Here is an 18,086-nt window from a genome sequence, read left to right as displayed (position 1 = left end):
ACTGGCCGTCAGAAATAAAATTGCACGCCGATTTCAGAGTCAGTCAGGCTAATTTCCTCAAATTGGATCTTCTTGACGATCGCAGCCTCACATGCCTGTCCGCTTCTCATGTCTTGGTGTCAATGATACATTCATGGCCTTCAGCAGTATTACGAATCGCATACATTGTTTGCTGCTGCTACGAACAGTGTGGACGGGGGCGGTATGGCGAAATCTATCACGGTGCGGTTTTATTCTGTTGGCAAGCTCGCTGCGCAAGGCCCCAGCCTGCGAACTACGCTTCAGGCGATCTACGATCTCGGCGAGCCAGCAGCGCGTCAGCGGCAATTGGCTGGCGGATTCGTCTGTCGCTTGGAGCGATTAGTGCTTGAGCCGGGATACGTTTCCGGGGAAATGATGAGGGTGCGTGATACCGACTTACCGTGCGAGGTCCATCCTGATGGGACCAGGGCGCTTGGTATCGATGTGCCTATTGGCGACGGTGTAGCCTTTTGTTTTCGTGAAGCAGATCACACCCTCGCCATACACTATGATCCGCGTGTCCTTTCGCCTGGCAGGTTCAATGACTATCTCGTGCAAATGCACCATGCAGGACAGTTCGTGATGGAGCCTGTGATGGACGGGGATGCACTCGCCAGGTTCCAAGAGCAGCCGCTGCGGAAGCTCAAGGTCAGGCTTGCTCGCCCTCAAAATCTCGATGCCTTGGATGACGAGGCTGCACCAGCCGGTGCAGCGATTCAGGCCATGGGTGAAGCATATGAAGCGCCCGAGATCACCGTCGAGTTGAGCATGGGGCGAAACAAGGGCTCTTTGGGCCTCGCTGCGAAGGCCATGGTGGAGCAGTTCCTGGTCCTGTTTGGGCAAGGTGCTGATGTCCGATCGTTGCACGTCACACCTGATGCTGGCGAAGGCTTGAAAAACGAGGACATAAATCTGCTGGACAGCCTTCTGTCGGAGAAGGGCGAGGTGAATCCCGCAAGCGATGCACCCGACGATGTCTATTCGGCTACGTCGGCGTTCGTGCGATTAAAGCTGGACGACCATGGCTGATGAACGCAAGCGCCGCTGGAGCATAGCGCTCGTGATCGAGCAGTGGGCGCCGCTTGTCCTGTCTGTAGGATCGGCGATCGCAATATCGTTGTGGGCGCCAAGCATCGTCGATCAATTCACGCCGGAGGGCGGCTGGTCGGTGGTAAACCTGTATGGCGCGATCTTCAACTGGTCGGCGATTCAGACTGGGTTTGCATTCGGGGTCTACGGATTTGTGGTCGGGAAGAATGACGGATTCGTGCAGGAGATTCGGGACAAGCTCGCGATGCGGCGCTTCCTGGCCTATGTCCGGCGCGCCAATGTCGGTGGGTTCTTGCTGACGGTGACGTCCTTGCCGTTAACCATCGCGAACCCGCCGATTACGACAGCTTACTCGCCGATGTTTTTCATCGTGCTCGCCTGGTTTGCCCTGTTCGTGTGGACGTTTCTCGCTTTTCTCAGGGTAGCATATGGTTTTGGGAAGCTGTCCAGCGTTAGGGACAAGCCTGAATTTTACGGCGCGTGATCGCTAGGCTGGTATCGCGACCGCTTGGGTTTACGCGGTGGCGCAGTAGCGGGCCACTGTTGCCCTGCTAATGCCGAAATGCGCCATGGTAGCTGTTATCGAAGCTCCATTCTCTCGCCGCCATGCGACGACTTCTGCGGCGTTTGCGGCTTTCGGACGGCCCAAGCTCGCCTTGCCCCGATGCGTGCGACCAGTCGCCTCCAGCGCTGCTCTGGCAGCTGCTCGTCCGCTGTCACACCGCTCCTTGATGCGCATGCGCTCCATGTCGGCGATCTGCGCCAGCACGGCAACGATGAGCTCGCCGACGCCGCGACCAATAGCACCGAGCCCATGGACGTCGAGCGCGACGCCCATATCGAGCAGCCTGCGGACCATGGCCTGGACGTCGAGAGCGTCGCGACCGAGCCTGTCGAGCGCATAGACGTGGATCGTGTCACCTTCACGGACATACGACAGCAGCTTGGCGAAGGCTGGACGGGACGCCGCAGGCGTCGCACCACTGATGCCTTCGTCTACGAACTCCTTGTCGAAATGGCCGCCAAGTGCCTGCCGTTGTGCCTCAACGCTCTGATCACCGGTGCTGACCCGGAAATATGCCAAGCGGCTCATTATCGCTCCTTATTGTGTCTCATAAGATACATGATAATATCGAGACGGTATCAAAAGTCAACAAGATATCTTTTGATGTGCTCTGGCGATGTCTGTGAGGGGGTCTTAAAAGTTAGAAGTTGCGAGACCATCCGTTTTCAAACGCCCAACTGTTCTCATTACGCCGCCAGGCTAACATTGGGGAATTGTATAGAAGCGCCAACATTGCCCCAATGGAAGCGCTGTATGCGGCTGGAATGCTGAACCGCTTCGCCCTTGCCGCTTTCATCCCTGCCGTCCTCCTGACCGCCTGCGGGAGCGAGCCGACGGCTCCCCCCAAGGCCTCCGTTCACAGCGAAGCGGTCGCTCATGAGATCGAACTTGTCCGCCTGAAGCTCACGCCAGAAGCGCAAAAGCGGCTCGGGATTGTGACCGAGCGGGTGGGAACGGGCACTGCATCTGCCATGCGCATGACCAGCGGCGAGATCGTAATTCCCGCAGGCGTCGGAGGCGCGCCGATCAATTCGGCCAGCAACTTGCAACAGCTAGGTGCACAGCAGGTCGCCGCCGAGGGTGAACTGGCGCGGGCACGTGCGCAGCTGGCTCTGGCGCGCATCGCCTATGATCGTGCCTCGGCTCTGGTTGATGAGGAAGCCGGAAGCATTCGCGCGCGTGATGAGGCGACGGCGGCGCTCGGCGCGGCCAAGGCTGCTGCCGATGCGGCTGCGGCCCAGCGCCGCCTGCTCGGGCCGGCGGTGGCGGGTCTTGGCAACCAGCGCTTCGTATGGGTGCGGGTCCCGGTGTTTGGAAGCGATCTTGCCGGGCTGCAACAAGGCCAATCAGCTCTGATTTCGCCGCTTGGGCAGGACGGCGCGAAACGATCGGCGCGGCCCGTCGATGCGCCGCCATCGGCGAACGCAGTCGCTGGCACCGTCGATCTCTATTTCGCGCTCGACAATCGTGATCGGGCCTATCGTGTCGGCCAGCGGGTCAGCGTCGCGCTCCCGCTCGCTGGTGGGCGAAGCGAAGGGCTGTCCGTGTCGACCTCCGCGATCCTGCGCGACATCTATGGCGGCGAATGGGTCTATGCCAAGACCGAGGCCGATACCTATGTGCGCCAAAGGATCGAGGTAGCAGCAACCGAAGATGGCCGCGCGATCCTGTCACGGGGGCTGCGCCCTGGTATGCTGGTGGTGACCGCAGGCGCTGCCGAGCTGTTCGGCACCGAGTTCGGGGTCGCGCACTGATGCTGGCCTGGCTGGTTCGCTCCGCGCTCAAGCAGCGCGTGCTGGTGCTCGCAATGGCGGCGCTCTTGGTGGTGCTTGGCCTGCGCGCGTCTGCCGATGTGCCGCTGGATGTATTCCCCGAGTTCGCTCCGCCTATCGTCGAGATCCAGACCGAAGCGCCAGGCCTGTCGACCGAGGAGGTCGAAAGCCTGATCACCGTGCCCATCGAGACTGCGGTCAACGGCGTGCCCGATCTGGCAACCCTGCGCTCGAAGTCGGTGCTGGGGCTGTCCTCCGTGACGATCCTGTTCGAGCGCGGCACAGATGTGATCCGCGCCCGCCAGCTGGTGCAGGAGCGGGTGGCGCAGGTGCAGGCGCGACTGCCTGCCGCTGCCCGCCCACCGGTGATGCTGCCGCCGCTGTCGTCCACGAGCCGGGCGATGAAGATCGGCATCTCCTCCAAGAAGCTCGATCAGATGGAACTATCCGAGCTGGTTCGCTGGACGATCCGGCCCAAGCTGATGTCGGTGCCGGGCGTCGCGAATGTCGCCGTCTGGGGCTATCGCGATCGGCAGTTGCAGGTGCTGGCCGATCCCGACCGGCTGCAAGCTTCGGGCGTCACGCTGGCCGAGCTGCGCGCGGCGACCGGCGATGCGGTGCTGGTCGGCGGCGGCGGCTTCGTCGATACGCCCAACCAGCGGCTGCCGGTTCAGCAGGCGGGTGCGATCCAGACCGCCGAGGATCTTTCCCGCACGGTCATCAAGATCGCGGGCGATGCGCCGGTGCGGGTGGGGGATGTCGCGCGGGTGACCGATGGCTTTGCCGCTCCCATTGGCAATGCGATCATCGACGACGGCCCCGGCATCATGCTGATCGTCGAGAAGCAGCCCACCGGCAATACGCTCCAGCTGACCCGCGATGTCGAGGCAGCCGTCGAAGAGCTGCGGCCCGGCCTCAAGGACGTGAAGATCGACACCACGATCTTCCGCCCGGCAACCTTCATCGAGAAGTCGATCGACAACCTGACCCGCGCGCTGATGATCGGCTGCCTGCTGGTAGCGATCGTGCTGTTCGCCTTTACCCGTGACTGGCGGCAAGCGACGATCAGCCTTGTCGCGATCCCGCTGTCACTGCTGGCGGCGGGCCTCGTGCTGCTGTGGAGCGGGGCGACGATCAACACGATGGTGATCGCCGGTCTGGTTATCGCGCTTGGCGAGGTGGTCGATGATGCGATCATCGATGTCGAGAACATCGCTCGCCGTCTCCGCCTGAACCGTGAGGCGGGCAATCCGCGCTCGGCCTTTGCCGTGGTGCTATCAGCCTCGCTCGAAGTGCGCACGGCGGTGGTCTTCGCCTCGCTGATCGTCATGCTGGTGTTCCTCCCGATCTTTTTCCTCGGCGGGGTGGCGGGGACGTTCTTTCGTCCCTTGGCGATTGCTTATGTGCTGGCGATTGCCGCCTCGCTGCTAGTCACGCTGGTGGTGACACCTGCGATGTGCCTGATGCTGCTGCCGAATGCGCCGATGAAGGAGCATCGCGACACGCGCTTTGTCGCTTTGCTCAAGCAGCGTTATCTCGGCGTCCTGCCCCGGCTGATCAACCGGCCTCGCCTTGCCATGGGCATCGTCGCGGGCGGGTTGCTGCTTTCCGGCATGGGCTATCTGGGGTTCAAGGACCAGTTCCTGCCCGACTTCCGCGAGACCGACTTCCTGATGCACTTCGTCGAGAAGCCGGGGGTGGGCATTGATGCGATGGACCGCATCACGATCCGCGCCTCGAAGGAACTGCGCGCAATCCCCGGCGTGCGCAACTTCGGTGCGCATATCGGGCGCGCCGAAGCTGCTGACGAAGTGGTTGGCCCGAACTTCACCGAGCTGTGGATCAGCCTGGATGACGGGGTCGATTACGACGCCAGCGTCGCCCGCATCAAGGAAGTGGTCGAAGGCTATCCCGGCCTTTACCGCGACGTGCTCACCTATCTGCGCGAACGCATCAAGGAGGTGCTCTCGGGCGCAGGCGCGACCGTGGTTGTGCGGATTTACGGCCCCGACCAGGACGAACTGCGCGCCGCAGCCGAACGGGTGCGCGGCAAGGTCGCCAACATCCCCGGTGTGACCGACCTCAAGGTCGAACAGCAGGTGCTCGTGCCGCAGATCCAGATCCGCCCGCGCGCGGCCGATCTGGTCACGCTGGGCCTCACGCCCGGCGAAGTGCGGCGCCAGGCCCAGACTCTCGTTGCGGGCGAGAAGCTGGGCGAGATCTACCGCGATCAGAAGGCATTCGATGTCGCCTTGTGGGGCGAGCCGGCTATTCGCGGCGACCAGCACGCGCTTGCCGATCTGATGATCCAGACCCCGGTCGGTGCGCCCGTCCGCCTGCGCGACGTTGCCGATGTGGTGATCGTGCCCGCGCCCAACGAGATCAAGCGCGAGGACGGCCAGCGCCGTCTCGATGTCACGCTCAACATCGCCAGCGATGCCGATCTCGGTGCCGTGGCGCGAGGTGTCGAGGCGGCGGTGAGCGAGGTGCCCTTTGCGACAGGCTACCACCCCGAAATCCTCGGCGAATATGCCGCGCTCAAGGAATCGCGTTCGCGGCTGTGGACGGTGGCGCTTGCCTGCCTCGTCGGTATCCTGCTGCTCGTCTGGCTCGAGTTCCGCTCCGCCCGGATCACGGCGCTGGTGGGCCTCAGCCTGCCCTTTGCGCTCGTCGGCGGGGTCATCGGGGTCGCGCTCACTGGCGGAGTTCTGTCGCTGGGATCGCTGGTCGGCTTTGTCACCGTGATCGGGATTTCGGCGCGCAACGGGATCATGCTGCTCTCGCATTACGATCATCTGCGGCGGTTCGAGGGCGAGGCGTTCGGCCCAGCCCTGATCCTTCGCGGCGCGCAGGAACGTCTTGTGCCCATCCTGATGACCGCACTGTGCGCAGGGCTTGCGCTGGTGCCGCTGGTGATCGCGGGCGACAAGCCGGGTCACGAGATCGAGCATCCCATGGCGATCGTCATCCTCGGCGGCCTGATCTCATCGACTGCGCTCAACCTGTTCCTGATGCCCGCGCTTTACGCCCGCTTCGGCAAGGAACGCCCGGAGCCTGATGCTCAACTGGCGGAGGCGGTGGCATGAAGCGATTTGTCTCCTGCGCGGCGCTGATGGTGACCGCTTGTGCGACCCCGTCGCCGCCGACGGCATCTGCAATCAATTCCACGATGGCTGCCGGGCCGTTCGCGAGCTTGCCGGTCGCTTCGATCGAGCCTGTGCCCGATGATTGGTGGCGGCTCTACGATGATCCTGTGCTTGACCGCCTGGTCGAAGCCAGCCTTGCGGCCAATGCCGATCTCAGGGCTGCCTATGCCAATCTCGATGGCGCGCGCGCCGCGCTGCGTCAGGCGCAAGCGGCGCGGCTGCCTCAGACCACGATCGAGAGCAGTCTCGGCATCGACAATCCCGCCAATCAGCCGAGCGCTTCGGGCAATGTGCCGACCACCGACTACGATCTGGCGGTGACCGCAAGCTGGGACGCAGACCTGTTCGGACGGCTCCGTTCGGGTGCTCTCGCCTCCCGCGCGGATGCCGAGGCGCAGGCGGCTGCGCTCGATGGAGTCAAGGTCGCGGTCGTCGCCGATACGGTCCTGGCCTATGTCGATCTTTGCGGCGCAACCCGCAGCCTTACCGTTGTGCAGGAACAGGTCGCGCTTCAGGACCGCGCGCTGATCTTCACCCGCAGCCAGCTGACAGCAGGCGAGGTCTCACCGCTGGAAGTGTCTCAGGCCGCTAACGTTGTCGCTGCGACCAGGGCGACCATAGCACCGCTGGAGGCAGCGCAGGCTAATGCGCGCTATCGCCTCGCCACGCTCGCAGGGCGCCCGGCGGGAGAGGCCCGCAGCAATCCCGTGACTTGCAACGCACCGCCGAAACTTCACACTGCGGCTCCCGTGGGCGATGGCACCGCCTTGCTGCTGCGCCGGCCAGATATTCGAGAGGCCGAACGGCGCCTTGCGGCCGCCACGGCGCGGATCGGCGTGGCGCGTGCCGATCTCTACCCCCGCATCAACCTTGGCGGGGCGCTGGGCCTGCTGAGCGGTGGGTTGGTCGTGACCGGCTCGCCGCTGGTGAGCTGGGCCTTCCCCAATCAGGCCCCGGTCCGTGCACGGATCGCTCAGGCCGAGGCAACCGAACGGGCCGCGTTGGCCGGATGGGACGTCGTGGTGCTCCGGGCGCTACGCGATGTTGAAACGGCGCTTGCGGCCTATGACGGCGAAGTGCGCCGCAACCAGGCACTGGCTGAAGCCCGCGATGAAGGACGCCTCTACGCTCGGCGCGCCGAGGCGCGCGTCCGGCTTGGCGATGCGGCACCTCTCTTGAGGATCGACGCCGACCGCGCGCTGGCACAGGCCGAACTGTCGCTCGCTCAGTCCGAACTCGCTATTGCGCAGGCACAGGTTGCGTTGTTCCGGGCGCTTGGCGGTGGCTGGCGCGGCAGTCCCAAGCCGCTAGAATGAACCCATGAGAATCCTGATCGTCGAGGACGATACCGATACGAACCAGTTCATCGCCCGCGGCTTGACCGAACTGGGCCATCAGGTGGTGATCAGCAGCGACGGCCGCGACGGGCTGTTCCATGCGACCGATGGCGGCTTCGATGCCATGGTGGTCGATCGGATGCTGCCGGGACTTGATGGACTGTCGCTGGTCAAGGCTCTGCGCGCCGCCGGGAACACAACCCCCGTGCTGATGCTGACCGCTGTCAGCGGAATTGCCGACCGGGTTGAAGGGCTCGAAGGCGGGGCTGACGATTATCTGGTGAAGCCCTTTGCCTTTACCGAACTGGCGGCTCGCCTCCATGCGCTGGGTCGTCGTCCCTCTGCGGCAGCCGAGCCAGCGCGGTTGACGGCAGGTGACATCGTGCTCGATCTGCACCGCCGGACCGTCACGCGCGCAGGCCGCAAGATTGCGCTCCAGCCTCGCGAGTTCACCCTTTTGGCAGAACTGATGCGCAATCCGGGCCGCATCATGACCCGCACCATGCTGCTGGAACGTGTGTGGGATTTCGACTTCGACCCCAAGACCAATATCGTCGAGACCCATCTTAGCCGCTTGCGGTCCAAGCTCAACGCCGACTTCGATAGCGACCCGATCGAGACGGTGCGGGGTGCGGGCTATCTCATCAGGGATGACCGGTGAGGCGCTGGTGGCGCGGCACCTTCGGTCTGGTGGCAGCGGTCGCTTTAGGCTTTGCACTGGCGACCCTGGCAATCGGCGTGGTCGCTTTCGAATCCACGCATGAGGCGCTTGAGCTCCAACTTGACCACCGCATCGCCATCGAAACGCAGGCGCTGATCGATGAAGGGCAGGACGGCTATCAGGGCGTGGCCGCAGCTATCCGCCGACGCGAGGCGGCAAGCAGCACGGCGAGCCTAGGCTATCGCCTTGTCGATGTCGCGAACAATCCCGTTGCCGGTTCGCTTGACGCCATTGTCCCGTCCAAACCGGGCTATGTCGAATTGCTGCCCTACAAGGCCCATGGCGAGGACCGGATCGCGCAATCGCTGACAACGGCGATACCTGGCGGCTACCGTCTGCTGGTTGCAGCCGATCGCGCCGCGATCGACGAAATGGACAATCGTTTCATCCTGCTGTTCCTTGGAGCCTTTGGCGCGATGCTGCTGCTGGGCATCGCTGCTGCCTGGCTGGTGGGCCTGGTCACCCGGCGCCGTCTGGCCCGTATCGATCAGACAGCGGCTGCAATCATAGCGGGCGATCTGTCGCGCCGCGTGCCGCTGGCCGGGAGCGGCGACGAGTTCGACGGTGTGGCCACCACGCTAAACCGGATGCTCGACCGCATTGCGGGCCTGATGGAAAACCTCCGTCAGGTATCGAGCGATGTTGCCCACGATCTGCGCACGCCACTGACCAGGCTGCAAAACCGGCTCGACGAGGCTCTGCGCGAGCGCGATAGCGAACTGCAACGCGAGGCGATCGAAGCGGCCGCAAGCGAGGCCGGTGAGCTTCTCGAGGTCTTTTCCGCCCTGCTGCGGATCGCCGAGGTCGAAGGCTTGGCAGCCCGTGCCCATTTCCAGACGGTGGACTTGAGCGCCGTCGTGGCCGACGTGGTCGAGGCTTTTCGGCCCGCGATGGAGAGCAGCGGCCACCAGCTTGTCAGCCGTATCTCACCGGGCCTGACCTTGTCCGGCGATCGCAGACTGCTGCAACAGATGCTGACGAACCTGCTCGACAACGCGGCGCAGCACACCCCGCAGGGAACGACCGTTCATGTCGGCCTTGAGGCTGCCGCCAGCACAATTCAGTTGACGGTCACCGACGACGGGCCCGGCGTCGAGGCCCATCAAGCACCCAAACTCTTCAACCGCTTTGCGCGCGTCGAGCGTAGCCGTTCGACGCCCGGTCATGGTCTGGGGCTTGCGATGGTTGCAGCGATCGTTGCGGCGCATTCAGGACGAGCGACGATTATGCCGCGCCCAGGCTTTGGTGTGCACATAGACCTTTGACCCTGCCCACGAGCGTTGCATCGGTGACCATCAACCGATGGACAATCGATGCGCCAGGGCATAGTCCTGTCGGTGGATGGCATCTAATGCGTATGCCCGCCTGATTGCCTCCATCCGGGTGTGAGTGCTCGGCGAATCCTAGGGCTTCTCTCCGGCGAGCCGTGGGCGGCATGATATACATATTCACCGCCGGCTATCCAGCGTCCGGTGCAGTCGTAGAGGCAGCGGATCAGCACATCGATTGACAGAGTCGTTCCATATTTGTTCTAATGAGGCGATGCGATTCTGCTCATCCCATGCCCACCCATGATCCCGTCACCGCCATCGCCATGCGCACGCTCGAGGACGTCGTCGCGCAGGCGCAATGCGGGGCTGCCCATCGCACATGGGGCCACCGGCTGGCGCTGAGCTGGCTGGTGCGCAGCGGCGTGGCGGCCGATTGGCAGGCAAGCACCTTCTGGCAGACGATCGACGATCCGGTCGCATGGGCCTATTCCGAGCAGGGTGGTCACGATCACCGCATCTCCATTCTTATGGGGCTGCTCGACACCTGGTATCTGACGCTGCGACAGCCGCGCCCGTCGCTCCAGATGCGGGGACGGTGGGCGCGGGCCTATGCTCCCGACATTGACATGGGCAGTGGCACCCCGCAGCTTCCGTGCATGTGTAACCGCTACCAGCCGGGCGAACGGCAGCGCATAGAGGACCATTTCTCGGCCAGGGTGCTGCGCGCTTTCAACGAGGGTCCGGCGACGGTGCACCCCAGGGAGCCCGGCTGGGTGGTGCGGCAGCAGGACGGCCAGATGGTGCTCGAGCAGATGACCTGGGGATTCCCGGTCGTGCTGCGCGGCAAGAAGGGCCAGCCGCTCAAGCCCAAGCCGGTGAACAATGCCCGTTTCGACAAGCTGGGTGCCTTCTGGAAGCGCTGGGCAGTGCTGCCCGAGCACCGCTGCCTGATCCCGGCCACCCGCTATGCAGAGGCCGTCGGCATGCCGGGCAAGATGACCGAAACCTGGCTGTCGGTAAAGGGCACGCCGGTCTTCGCCTGGGCCGGCCTCTGGCGCGCCTCGGACGAGTGGGGCGAGGTCTATACCGGCGTGATGACCGAGAACGCGCCGGAGCTGGAGCACATCCATGACCGGTCGCCAGTGATCCTGACGCCCGACCAGTGGCAGACCTGGCTCACCGCGCCGCTCGAAGAGCTCTATCAGTTCGACCAGCCGTTTCCGGCGGACGCGATGTGCGTGGAGGCGACCAAGGAATTGTGGGCGCGGCGATGAGCCGCTTCAGCAGTGCCGGTGGATGGCTCTTGCTACCGGCACGCGCCTGATAGGCGGCATCCGGGTGCGGGAGACGCGGAATATCTAGGGCTTCTTGCTCTGGCGTCCCAAGGGCGGGCAGCATTACGGAATCAGCGCCGCATCTTTCGCGTTGGGGCGGCCCGCTGCGACATGGCGAGGGGTGGGTTGCGCTTCTTGCTTGGCGCGGCGGGGGTGCGGCGGCTAAGGCTGGGGTGACACCATGGCGTGATTGAGGAGGGCGAGTGCCGATACTGGACTGGATGACGCGCGGTGAAGATGTGCGCGCGGCGGCGCAGGTGCCGTATCGGTTGCTCGAAGCGGTGCCGTCGCTCGATGGCGGAGATTCGGCCTTGGGCAACATGCTGATCCAGGGCGACAATCTTGACGCGCTCAAAGCGCTGCTTCCCTATTACAAGGGGGCGGTGAAGTGCATCTATATCGACCCGCCCTATAACACGCGCTCGGCGTTCGAGCATTATGACGACAATCTGGAGCACAGCCAGTGGCTCGCGATGATCTACCCGCGGCTGGTGCTTCTGCGCGAGCTGCTGGCGGAGGATGGCAGCATCTGGGTGTCGATCGACGACAACGAAGCGCACTACCTCAAGGTCATCATGGACGAGGTGTTCGGGAGGCGGAATTTTATTGCGACGAACGTTACCCAACGGACTCTGACACGACGTAACGATGCGACGTCAATGTCTGTGGCCCACGATTACGTCATTGCATATGCCGCGAATATAAATCGCTTTGTTGTGAACAGATTGCAAGCCGATGAGCGTCAGCGAGCTACCTACACAAATAGAGATGACGATCCGCGAGGTGATTGGCTCGCTGTGCCATTTCATGCACCAAATATTCGACCTAATTTGACATATCCCATTGAAACACCCAGCGGCCGTATTTTGATGCCTCCAGCTGGTCGTTGTTGGAGCACCACGAAGGAAGCATTTGAAGCTTTGCTTGCAGACAATAGAATATATTTTGGCAAAGACGGCAGCGGTATGGCGCAGCGCAAAAAGTTCTGGAAGGAATCCGAGCAACAGGTCGTTCCGTGGACCTGGTGGCCTTATACCGATGTCGGTGAAAATCGAGAGGCGACCCGCGAAGCGAAAGAGCTGATAGATAAAGCAAACCCGTTGCCAATTTTTTCCGGGCCGAAGCCCGAACGCCTGATGCAGCGCATCCTCCACATCGCCAGCAACCCCGGCGACCTCGTCCTCGACAGCTTTCTCGGCTCTGGCACCACCGCTGCGGTCGCGCACAAGATGGGGCGGCGGTGGATCGGGATCGAGATGGGCGACCATGCGGTCACGCATTGCAAGCCCCGGCTCGACAAGGTGATCGACGGCGAACAGGGCGGTGTGTCCGAAGCGGTCGGCTGGACCGGTGGCGGCGGCTATCGCTTCTATCGGCTGGGCGATCCGGTGTTCGACGCCGACGGCCATATCACCGACGGCATCCGCTTCCCGACGCTCGCCGCGCATATCTGGTTCAGCGAGACGGGCACGCCCTATGCCGGGGCGGCGGACGCGCCTGTGCTCGGCGTGCACGAGGGCATGGCTTATGCGCTGTTGTATAACGGCATATTGGGCGACCGGTCGGTCAGCGGCGGCAATGTGCTGACCGCCGCGCTGCTCGATCGGCTGCGCGGGGAGAGCGGCTGGGACGGGCCGATGACCGTCTATGGTGAATGGAGCAAGCTGGGCAACGACCGGCTGCAAGCGGCGGGCGTCACGTTCAAGCAGACGCCCTATGACGTGAGGGCACGCTGATGGAGCTGAAGGACTATCAGCGCCGCGCGCTCGATGCGCTGCGCACATTCCTCGACCAGGCGGCGATCCGCGACCATGCGGCGGCCTATGCAGCGGCCTGCGCGGTGGGCCAGCCCGGAGCCTATGGTGCGGCCTACAAGCCGCTCAAGGACCTGCCCGACGTGCCCTATTGCTGCCTGCGCCTGCCCACCGGCGGCGGCAAGACGCTGCTCGCCTCGCATGCCATCGGCATCGCGCGCGATACCTATCTGGCGCGGCGCTACCCCGTGGTGCTGTGGCTGGTCACCTCGGCCACCATCGCCGAACAGACGCTGGGTGCGCTGAAGGCCATCGGCCATCCCTATCGTCAGGCGCTGGAGGCGAGCTTCGGCGGCGCGGTGCGCGTCTATGGCGTCGACGAGCGCCGTCAGTTGCGCCCGCAGGACATGGCCGATGCCGCGACGGTGATCGTCTCGACGGTGCAGGCGTTCCGCGTGAGCAACGTCGCTGATCGCAACGTCTATCGCGATGACGAGGAGCTTGAGCCGCATTTCGCTGCGCTGCCTGCCAGCCATGATCTGGCGCGGCACGAGGCAGGGGCGCGCAAGGGCAAGCCTATCGCCAGCTTCGCCAACCTCATGAAGCTGCACCGGCCGCTGGTGATCGTGGACGAGGCGCATAATTTCACCTCGACGCTGTCGGGCGAGACCTTCGGTCGCCTGGCCCCCGCCGCCGTGGTCGAGTTCACCGCGACGCCGGTGCGCTCCAACGTCATCGTCTCGGCCACCGCGGCCGAGCTCAAGGCGGCGGACATGATCAAGCTGCCGATCCACCTGTCGCAGCATGCGAGCTGGCAGCAGGCCATCGCGCATGCCGTGGACAATCGCGCGTGGCTGGAAGGGATTGCCGAGAAGGACGGCGGCGGCATCCGGCCGATCGCGCTCTATCAGGCCCAGCCTGCGAGCGAGGGGGCTGAGGCGACCGTCGAGGTCGTCAAGCGCCACCTGATGGAGGATTGCCGCATCCCCGAAGAGCGGATCGCCATCGCCACCGGCAGCCAGCGCGAACTTGACGGCATCGACCTGTTCGACCCTGCCTGCAAGATCGAGCATGTCATCACAGTCGCGGCGCTCAAGGAGGGCTGGGACTGTTCGTTCGCCTATGTGTTCTGCTCGCTTGCCAGCATCCGCAGCGGCGGAGCGGTGGAGCAGTTGCTGGGCCGCGTGCTGCGCATGCCGTTCGCCACGCGCCGGTCGTCCGAAGAGCTGAACCGGGCCTATGCCCATGTGTCCGAGCGCAATTTCTTCGAGGCGGCAGAGGGGCTGAAGGACCGGCTGACCGAGATGGGCTTTGACGAGCGCACCGCGCTGGAAGCGATTGTCGAGCAGCCTCAGGCTTTCGAGTGGACCGAGAACCAGCCGCTGTTCACCGCGCCGACTTTGCCGGTGCTGAGCGTGCACGAGCGGCCCGACCAGAGCGACTGGACGCCGGAGATGGTCGAGGCGACGCGCATCGCCGACAATGGCGAGGGCGGGGTGGCGATCACCTTCAATGCCGACGCGCCCGACGAGGTGCTGCGCAAGGTGGCAGCGGCGATCTCGACCACTCAGACCAATCCGAGCACAGCGGTCGAGGCATTCATCGCGCGTCGGGCCGAGAGCCTGTCGCCAGCCGAGAAGGGCGAGGTTCTGACGCTTCCGCGGCTCGCCATCGAGCGTGACGATGGCCAGATCGAGATCGTGTTCCCCGAGACGCTGGTCGATGTCGGCGGCTGGGATCTGAGCAAGGTCGATACCAGTCTGCCGGGCTTCGCGCTCACCGAGCGACCCGACACGTTCGAGATGGATGTCGAGGGCGATCAGGTGGTCTATACCCGGATCGACGCGACCGCCGAGTTGGCCCTGGACGATGCCACCGACTGGGACGTCGCAGCGTTGTCCCGCTGGCTCGATCGCACCACGCCGCAGCGCGATGTGGCCCAACCGATATATCTCGAGTATTGCCGCCGTGTGGTGGCTGGGCTCACCGAGCGCATCCCGCTGGCCCAACTGGTGCGCGGCAAGTTCGCGCTCCGCCGTGCGATCACCGCGCGGGTCAAGCATCTGCGCGAGCAGGCCGGTCTTCGCGGCGTGCAGATGCTGATGACCGACATTGCGCCGGTGCTGGCGCTAGGCGAAAATGGGTTCAGCTTCTCGAAGCGCGGCTATGACCCGCGCAACCCCTATGTCGGCCCCTGGAAGCCACGAAACCACCTGTTCGCCAAGGTCGGTGACCTCCGCCATGGCGGCGAGGAGTGGGAAGCCGCCATGCAGATCGACGATCATCCTGCCGTGAAGCATTGGGTGCGCAATGTGGACCGCACCGCATGGTCTTATGCGCTGCCGACCTCGACCGACCTGTTCTACCCCGACTTCGTTGCCGAGCTGAAGGACGGCCGCAAGCTGATCGTCGAATACAAGGGTGCCGATCGCACCGATAACCGCGACAGCCTGGAGAAGCGCAACATAGGCGCGCGTTTGCAGGAGGTGAGCCAGGGGCAGGTGGTTTTCCTTTGGGCTGAGCGTGACCGCGACGGTGGCGTCAGTAGGCAGATCGACATCGCGATCGCATGACGGCTCGTGGATCGGCGACGGCGGTGCCGGGCACGGTCGGCACCGGCGAGCGCCCAGACCTTGCATCGAACTGGAATACCGTTTCGATACAAGCTCGAACCGGTAAGCTTGATGCCGCCAAGGCGCGCCAGGTTGAAAAATAATTCGAAAAAGGGCCGAATCGGGTCAATTTTTTACCAACAAGATTCAACTTGACGTCTGCGCGTCGGTTGATCCATTCAACTGGGGCCGCTTTGGTCCTATCGAGCATTTCTGCGGCTTAGCGCGAGGCAAGGTGTATTGCAGAAATCTGTGAGCCCGAGATTTTGTCGCAAACCTGACGGATGCACCGAACACCGCCGAGACGGGAACGTGGACAGCCCAGCCCCAGGAGGGAGCACCATGAGTGCCGATCAGCATAATGCTCCCCAGGGCCGCTACCAGCCGCTCGTAGCGCCTTCAGGGGACGCCAGCTCCCAACCGATGTCTGCCCGATAACGGTGCGCCACGCATGGTCCCTTGCACCGTGCGAGCGCTTCCTCGACATGGGTGCGGCCGACGGTCGTGAGGGACTTGCCCCAGCCGGGTTCGATCGACAGACTGACCTCATAGATCCCATGCTTGGCCCGCCAGCGCATCAGCACGCCGATCGCTTCGGGCAGCTGGGTGGCGAGGACGATTACCGGAGCGTGCGATCGGCTGGTCATGCGGTAGGTGCGATAGCTGTCGCCACCACGGATGCCACCAGGAAAGCCGACGACGCTCACGCCGATGCCGCCTCGAAGAGCATCGATCCGTCCAGCTGCTGCACGATCACGCCGGCGACGTCGCCACGCTCGACGGTCTTGACCGTGAAGTCGTCGTTAAAGTCGGCGGGAGCTCCCTTGCCGATCGAGAACCTGCCTGGCGCGTCGCCGGACCTCGCGATCCAGAAGGTGACGTAGACCGCCGATGCGTGGTCCATGTCGGTGGCGGCGACGCACATCTCCTCGCCGGTGTTGTCGTTGCGAACGTTGAACAGTTTCATGTCGTTGACCTCGTCGTTGTTGTCGATGACTCGGTGTGACACGGTCCCGTTTGGCATGCGGGTGGGAAATGCGCTGGGCGCTCGGTGTTTAGCGGCCTGACGATCAGTGCAGACGATCAGCATTCCCGGCCTGTCATTCTGGCGGTTCTTCGCGGAGCAAGGCCCAGAACTCCCGTGCGGTTTGGATGCCTTCGAGCGACATGAATGTCTTACGCTTCAGCTGCTTGTCGCCTTTGAGCGCGTTCTTGGCGATGTAGCTGACCCACCGGCCACGACCACGTTTGCTGCCATCGTCTACATCGTAGCATGGCACGAGATCGATTTCAGGTCCGGCCTTGGGGCTAACACCGGCAGCAGCACGACCGAGAGGGTGCTTCGCTACCGCGCGCTCCATGGCGACCTTGAATTTCGTGGCGACAATCGGATGCTCTGCCAAAAGGAAGCCATGGAAATGCAGTTTCGTCCGGCTGCCACGCCGCGTCCTGTTTTCGACCACAAGGCAGTATGCAAGGTCCTTGAGCCCCTGAGCTTCCAGTGCCTTCCGTGTTTCCCTGCGGATGCGATCCATGGGGTCCTTGCCATCCCTGATCCATCGTGCTTCCAGATCCGGCCTGACCCGCACCGTGAATGAGTATCCGCCGAATATGAGTGCCACCTGGAAGAGAGCGTGGAACTTGAGGAACTCGCCGACGTCTTTCCAGCGAGGTAGGCGTTCGGGCGTCAGCTCCGTGTAGTCGTGGCTCAGGTGGTCAAAATCGTGCCATACTGACAAGGGGTCCACAGGGCCAAACGGGCTGGCCAGCAGAGCGCGCCGCGTATCGGCATCCTTCACCAGCTGATCGATGAGCGACTGCTCGTATTCTACGCGGGCCTCGATGGAGCGATTCAGCGATCTCACCGGAGGTCTGAGGCGGCGAGGCCCGGAGAATTGCGCGGCGCGATAATGGACGAGCTTCTTGGTCGATGGCACGGCGGTGACAGATTCCTCGCGCCCTATGGTGGGCGAATACCAGCGCTGATTCGGTGCGCTCAGGGGAACATTTCTTGTCGGGCTGAAGGCCCTGGATCGCGGCGGTTTGTCACATCCGCGAGGCTCGACGCCGAGCGGACGGCGCTGGGCGCCAGCCAAAAGCAGATTGCTGCCTCGTGGTCCAGTCCTTCTCGTTGGACCGTCTGACATGAGGGCACTGCCAGCGGCTGGTAATGCGGCGGGGAGCAGCCGACCTTGCCGAGCGGTCAAAGCAGGGCAGGGCGTGTGCCGCTCATGGCCGAGCTACCACGGTGCGCTCGTTGTCCAACCAAGCGGTTAGGCCCAGTCACGCTGTGATACAATGATGCGATACAATGCCCGCTGATGGCCGTTAAGTGATTGATTTTAAAGGAATGGTGAGCCCTGCTGGGTTCGAACCAGCGACCTACTGATTAAAAGTCAGTTGCTCTACCGACTGAGCTAAGGGCCCCTTGGGGTGGCGATCATAGTGCGCCATCGGTGGCCGGGCGTGCCCGGGTGCGGGCATCCCCCTAGTCGGGCAGGCT

Annotated in this window: 14 protein-coding genes and 1 tRNA gene; 10 read left to right on the top strand and 5 right to left on the bottom strand. The window is 63.6% G+C overall.

Going from position 1 to position 18,086, the window contains the following annotated elements:
• Positions 1-204: 204 nt before the first annotated feature.
• Both OU999_05970 and OU999_05965 read left to right on the top strand, forming a co-directional pair.
• Positions 205-1,050, top strand: coding sequence for a hypothetical protein (locus tag OU999_05970; GenBank protein WAC24732.1), 846 nt, complete (start codon positions 205-207; stop codon positions 1,048-1,050).
• The gene (locus OU999_05965) at positions 1,043-1,555 is read left to right on the top strand and encodes a hypothetical protein (GenBank protein ID WAC24731.1); all 513 of its coding nucleotides are present in this window, start codon (positions 1,043-1,045) and stop codon (positions 1,553-1,555) included. The genes OU999_05970 and OU999_05965 overlap by 8 nt, the downstream gene beginning before the upstream one ends.
• Positions 1,556-1,585: 30 nt before the next feature.
• Here the strand turns inward: OU999_05965 and OU999_05960 are convergent, their stop codons facing one another.
• Positions 1,586-2,164, bottom strand: coding sequence for a recombinase family protein (locus OU999_05960; protein ID WAC24730.1), 579 nt, complete (start codon positions 2,162-2,164; stop codon positions 1,586-1,588).
• 212 nt (positions 2,165-2,376) lie between these two features.
• Here OU999_05960 and OU999_05955 point away from each other — a divergent pair, with 212 nt between their 5' ends.
• From OU999_05955 to OU999_05920, 8 genes are all read left to right on the top strand, one after another.
• Positions 2,377-3,390, top strand: coding sequence for an efflux RND transporter periplasmic adaptor subunit (locus OU999_05955; GenBank protein WAC24729.1), 1,014 nt, complete (start codon positions 2,377-2,379; stop codon positions 3,388-3,390).
• Positions 3,390-6,494 (top strand): efflux RND transporter permease subunit, encoded by a 3,105-nt coding sequence (locus OU999_05950; protein WAC24728.1) that lies wholly within the window; start codon positions 3,390-3,392, stop codon positions 6,492-6,494. Before OU999_05955 ends, OU999_05950 begins: the two co-directional genes overlap by 1 nt.
• Positions 6,491-7,870: an efflux transporter outer membrane subunit gene (locus OU999_05945; GenBank protein WAC24727.1), complete on the top strand. Its 1,380-nt coding sequence runs from the start codon at positions 6,491-6,493 to the stop codon at positions 7,868-7,870. Before OU999_05950 ends, OU999_05945 begins: the two co-directional genes overlap by 4 nt.
• A gap of 4 nt (positions 7,871-7,874) precedes the next feature.
• Positions 7,875-8,552, top strand: coding sequence for a response regulator transcription factor (locus OU999_05940; GenBank protein ID WAC24726.1), 678 nt, complete (start codon positions 7,875-7,877; stop codon positions 8,550-8,552).
• Entirely contained in the window at positions 8,549-9,877 is a 1,329-nt protein-coding gene (locus tag OU999_05935; GenBank protein WAC24725.1) for an ATP-binding protein, read from the top strand. Before OU999_05940 ends, OU999_05935 begins: the two co-directional genes overlap by 4 nt.
• Positions 9,878-10,173: 296 nt before the next feature.
• A complete protein-coding gene (locus tag OU999_05930; GenBank protein ID WAC24724.1) occupies positions 10,174-11,157 on the top strand; it encodes an SOS response-associated peptidase family protein in 984 nt (327 codons plus the stop codon).
• A 263-nt stretch (positions 11,158-11,420) separates the two neighbouring features.
• A complete protein-coding gene (locus OU999_05925; protein ID WAC24723.1) occupies positions 11,421-12,953 on the top strand; it encodes a site-specific DNA-methyltransferase in 1,533 nt (510 codons plus the stop codon).
• The gene (locus OU999_05920; protein WAC24722.1) at positions 12,953-15,544 is read left to right on the top strand and encodes a DEAD/DEAH box helicase family protein; all 2,592 of its coding nucleotides are present in this window, start codon (positions 12,953-12,955) and stop codon (positions 15,542-15,544) included. The genes OU999_05925 and OU999_05920 overlap by 1 nt, the downstream gene beginning before the upstream one ends.
• A 416-nt stretch (positions 15,545-15,960) precedes the next feature.
• On the opposite strand, the gene OU999_05915 is transcribed toward OU999_05920, so the two are convergent.
• The 4 genes from OU999_05915 to OU999_05900 all read right to left on the bottom strand — a co-directional run bounded on the left by OU999_05915 (position 15,961) and on the right by OU999_05900 (position 18,010).
• On the bottom strand, positions 15,961-16,230 hold the full coding sequence (locus tag OU999_05915; protein ID WAC24721.1) for a hypothetical protein: 270 nt from the start codon (positions 16,228-16,230) through the stop codon (positions 15,961-15,963).
• A gap of 56 nt (positions 16,231-16,286) precedes the next feature.
• Entirely contained in the window at positions 16,287-16,673 is a 387-nt protein-coding gene (locus OU999_05910; GenBank protein ID WAC24720.1) for a hypothetical protein, read from the bottom strand.
• Positions 16,674-16,683: 10 nt separating this feature from the next.
• Positions 16,684-17,520 carry a hypothetical protein gene (locus OU999_05905; GenBank protein WAC24719.1) on the bottom strand — a complete coding sequence of 279 codons (837 nt, stop codon included), beginning with the start codon at positions 17,518-17,520 and terminating at the stop codon, positions 16,684-16,686.
• Positions 17,521-17,934: 414 nt separating this feature from the next.
• A tRNA-Lys gene (locus tag OU999_05900) sits at positions 17,935-18,010 on the bottom strand.
• Between the last annotated feature and the right edge of the window lie 76 nt (positions 18,011-18,086).

Source organism: Blastomonas sp. SL216 (genome assembly GCA_026625625.1).
Lineage (GTDB): Bacteria > Pseudomonadota > Alphaproteobacteria > Sphingomonadales > Sphingomonadaceae > Blastomonas.
The sequence above is the reverse complement of the archived record's forward strand: the minus strand, read 5'-3'. Positions and strand labels throughout refer to the sequence as shown.

What these genes read in the sequence shown, in the direction of transcription:
- OU999_05970 (WAC24732.1), top strand. Translation starts at nt 205, where the DNA reads ATGGCGAAATCTATCACGGTGCGGTTTTATTCTGTTGGCAAGCTCGCT.
- OU999_05965 (WAC24731.1), top strand. Translation starts at nt 1,043, where the DNA reads ATGGCTGATGAACGCAAGCGCCGCTGGAGCATAGCGCTCGTGATCGAG.
- OU999_05960 (WAC24730.1), bottom strand. Translation starts at nt 2,164, where the DNA reads ATGAGCCGCTTGGCATATTTCCGGGTCAGCACCGGTGATCAGAGCGTT.
- OU999_05955 (WAC24729.1), top strand. Translation starts at nt 2,377, where the DNA reads ATGGAAGCGCTGTATGCGGCTGGAATGCTGAACCGCTTCGCCCTTGCC.
- OU999_05950 (WAC24728.1), top strand. Translation starts at nt 3,390, where the DNA reads ATGCTGGCCTGGCTGGTTCGCTCCGCGCTCAAGCAGCGCGTGCTGGTG.
- OU999_05945 (WAC24727.1), top strand. Translation starts at nt 6,491, where the DNA reads ATGAAGCGATTTGTCTCCTGCGCGGCGCTGATGGTGACCGCTTGTGCG.
- OU999_05940 (WAC24726.1), top strand. Translation starts at nt 7,875, where the DNA reads ATGAGAATCCTGATCGTCGAGGACGATACCGATACGAACCAGTTCATC.
- OU999_05930 (WAC24724.1), top strand. Translation starts at nt 10,174, where the DNA reads ATGCCCACCCATGATCCCGTCACCGCCATCGCCATGCGCACGCTCGAG.
- OU999_05920 (WAC24722.1), top strand. Translation starts at nt 12,953, where the DNA reads ATGGAGCTGAAGGACTATCAGCGCCGCGCGCTCGATGCGCTGCGCACA.
- OU999_05915 (WAC24721.1), bottom strand. Translation starts at nt 16,230, where the DNA reads ATGACCAGCCGATCGCACGCTCCGGTAATCGTCCTCGCCACCCAGCTG.
- OU999_05910 (WAC24720.1), bottom strand. Translation starts at nt 16,673, where the DNA reads ATGCTGATCGTCTGCACTGATCGTCAGGCCGCTAAACACCGAGCGCCC.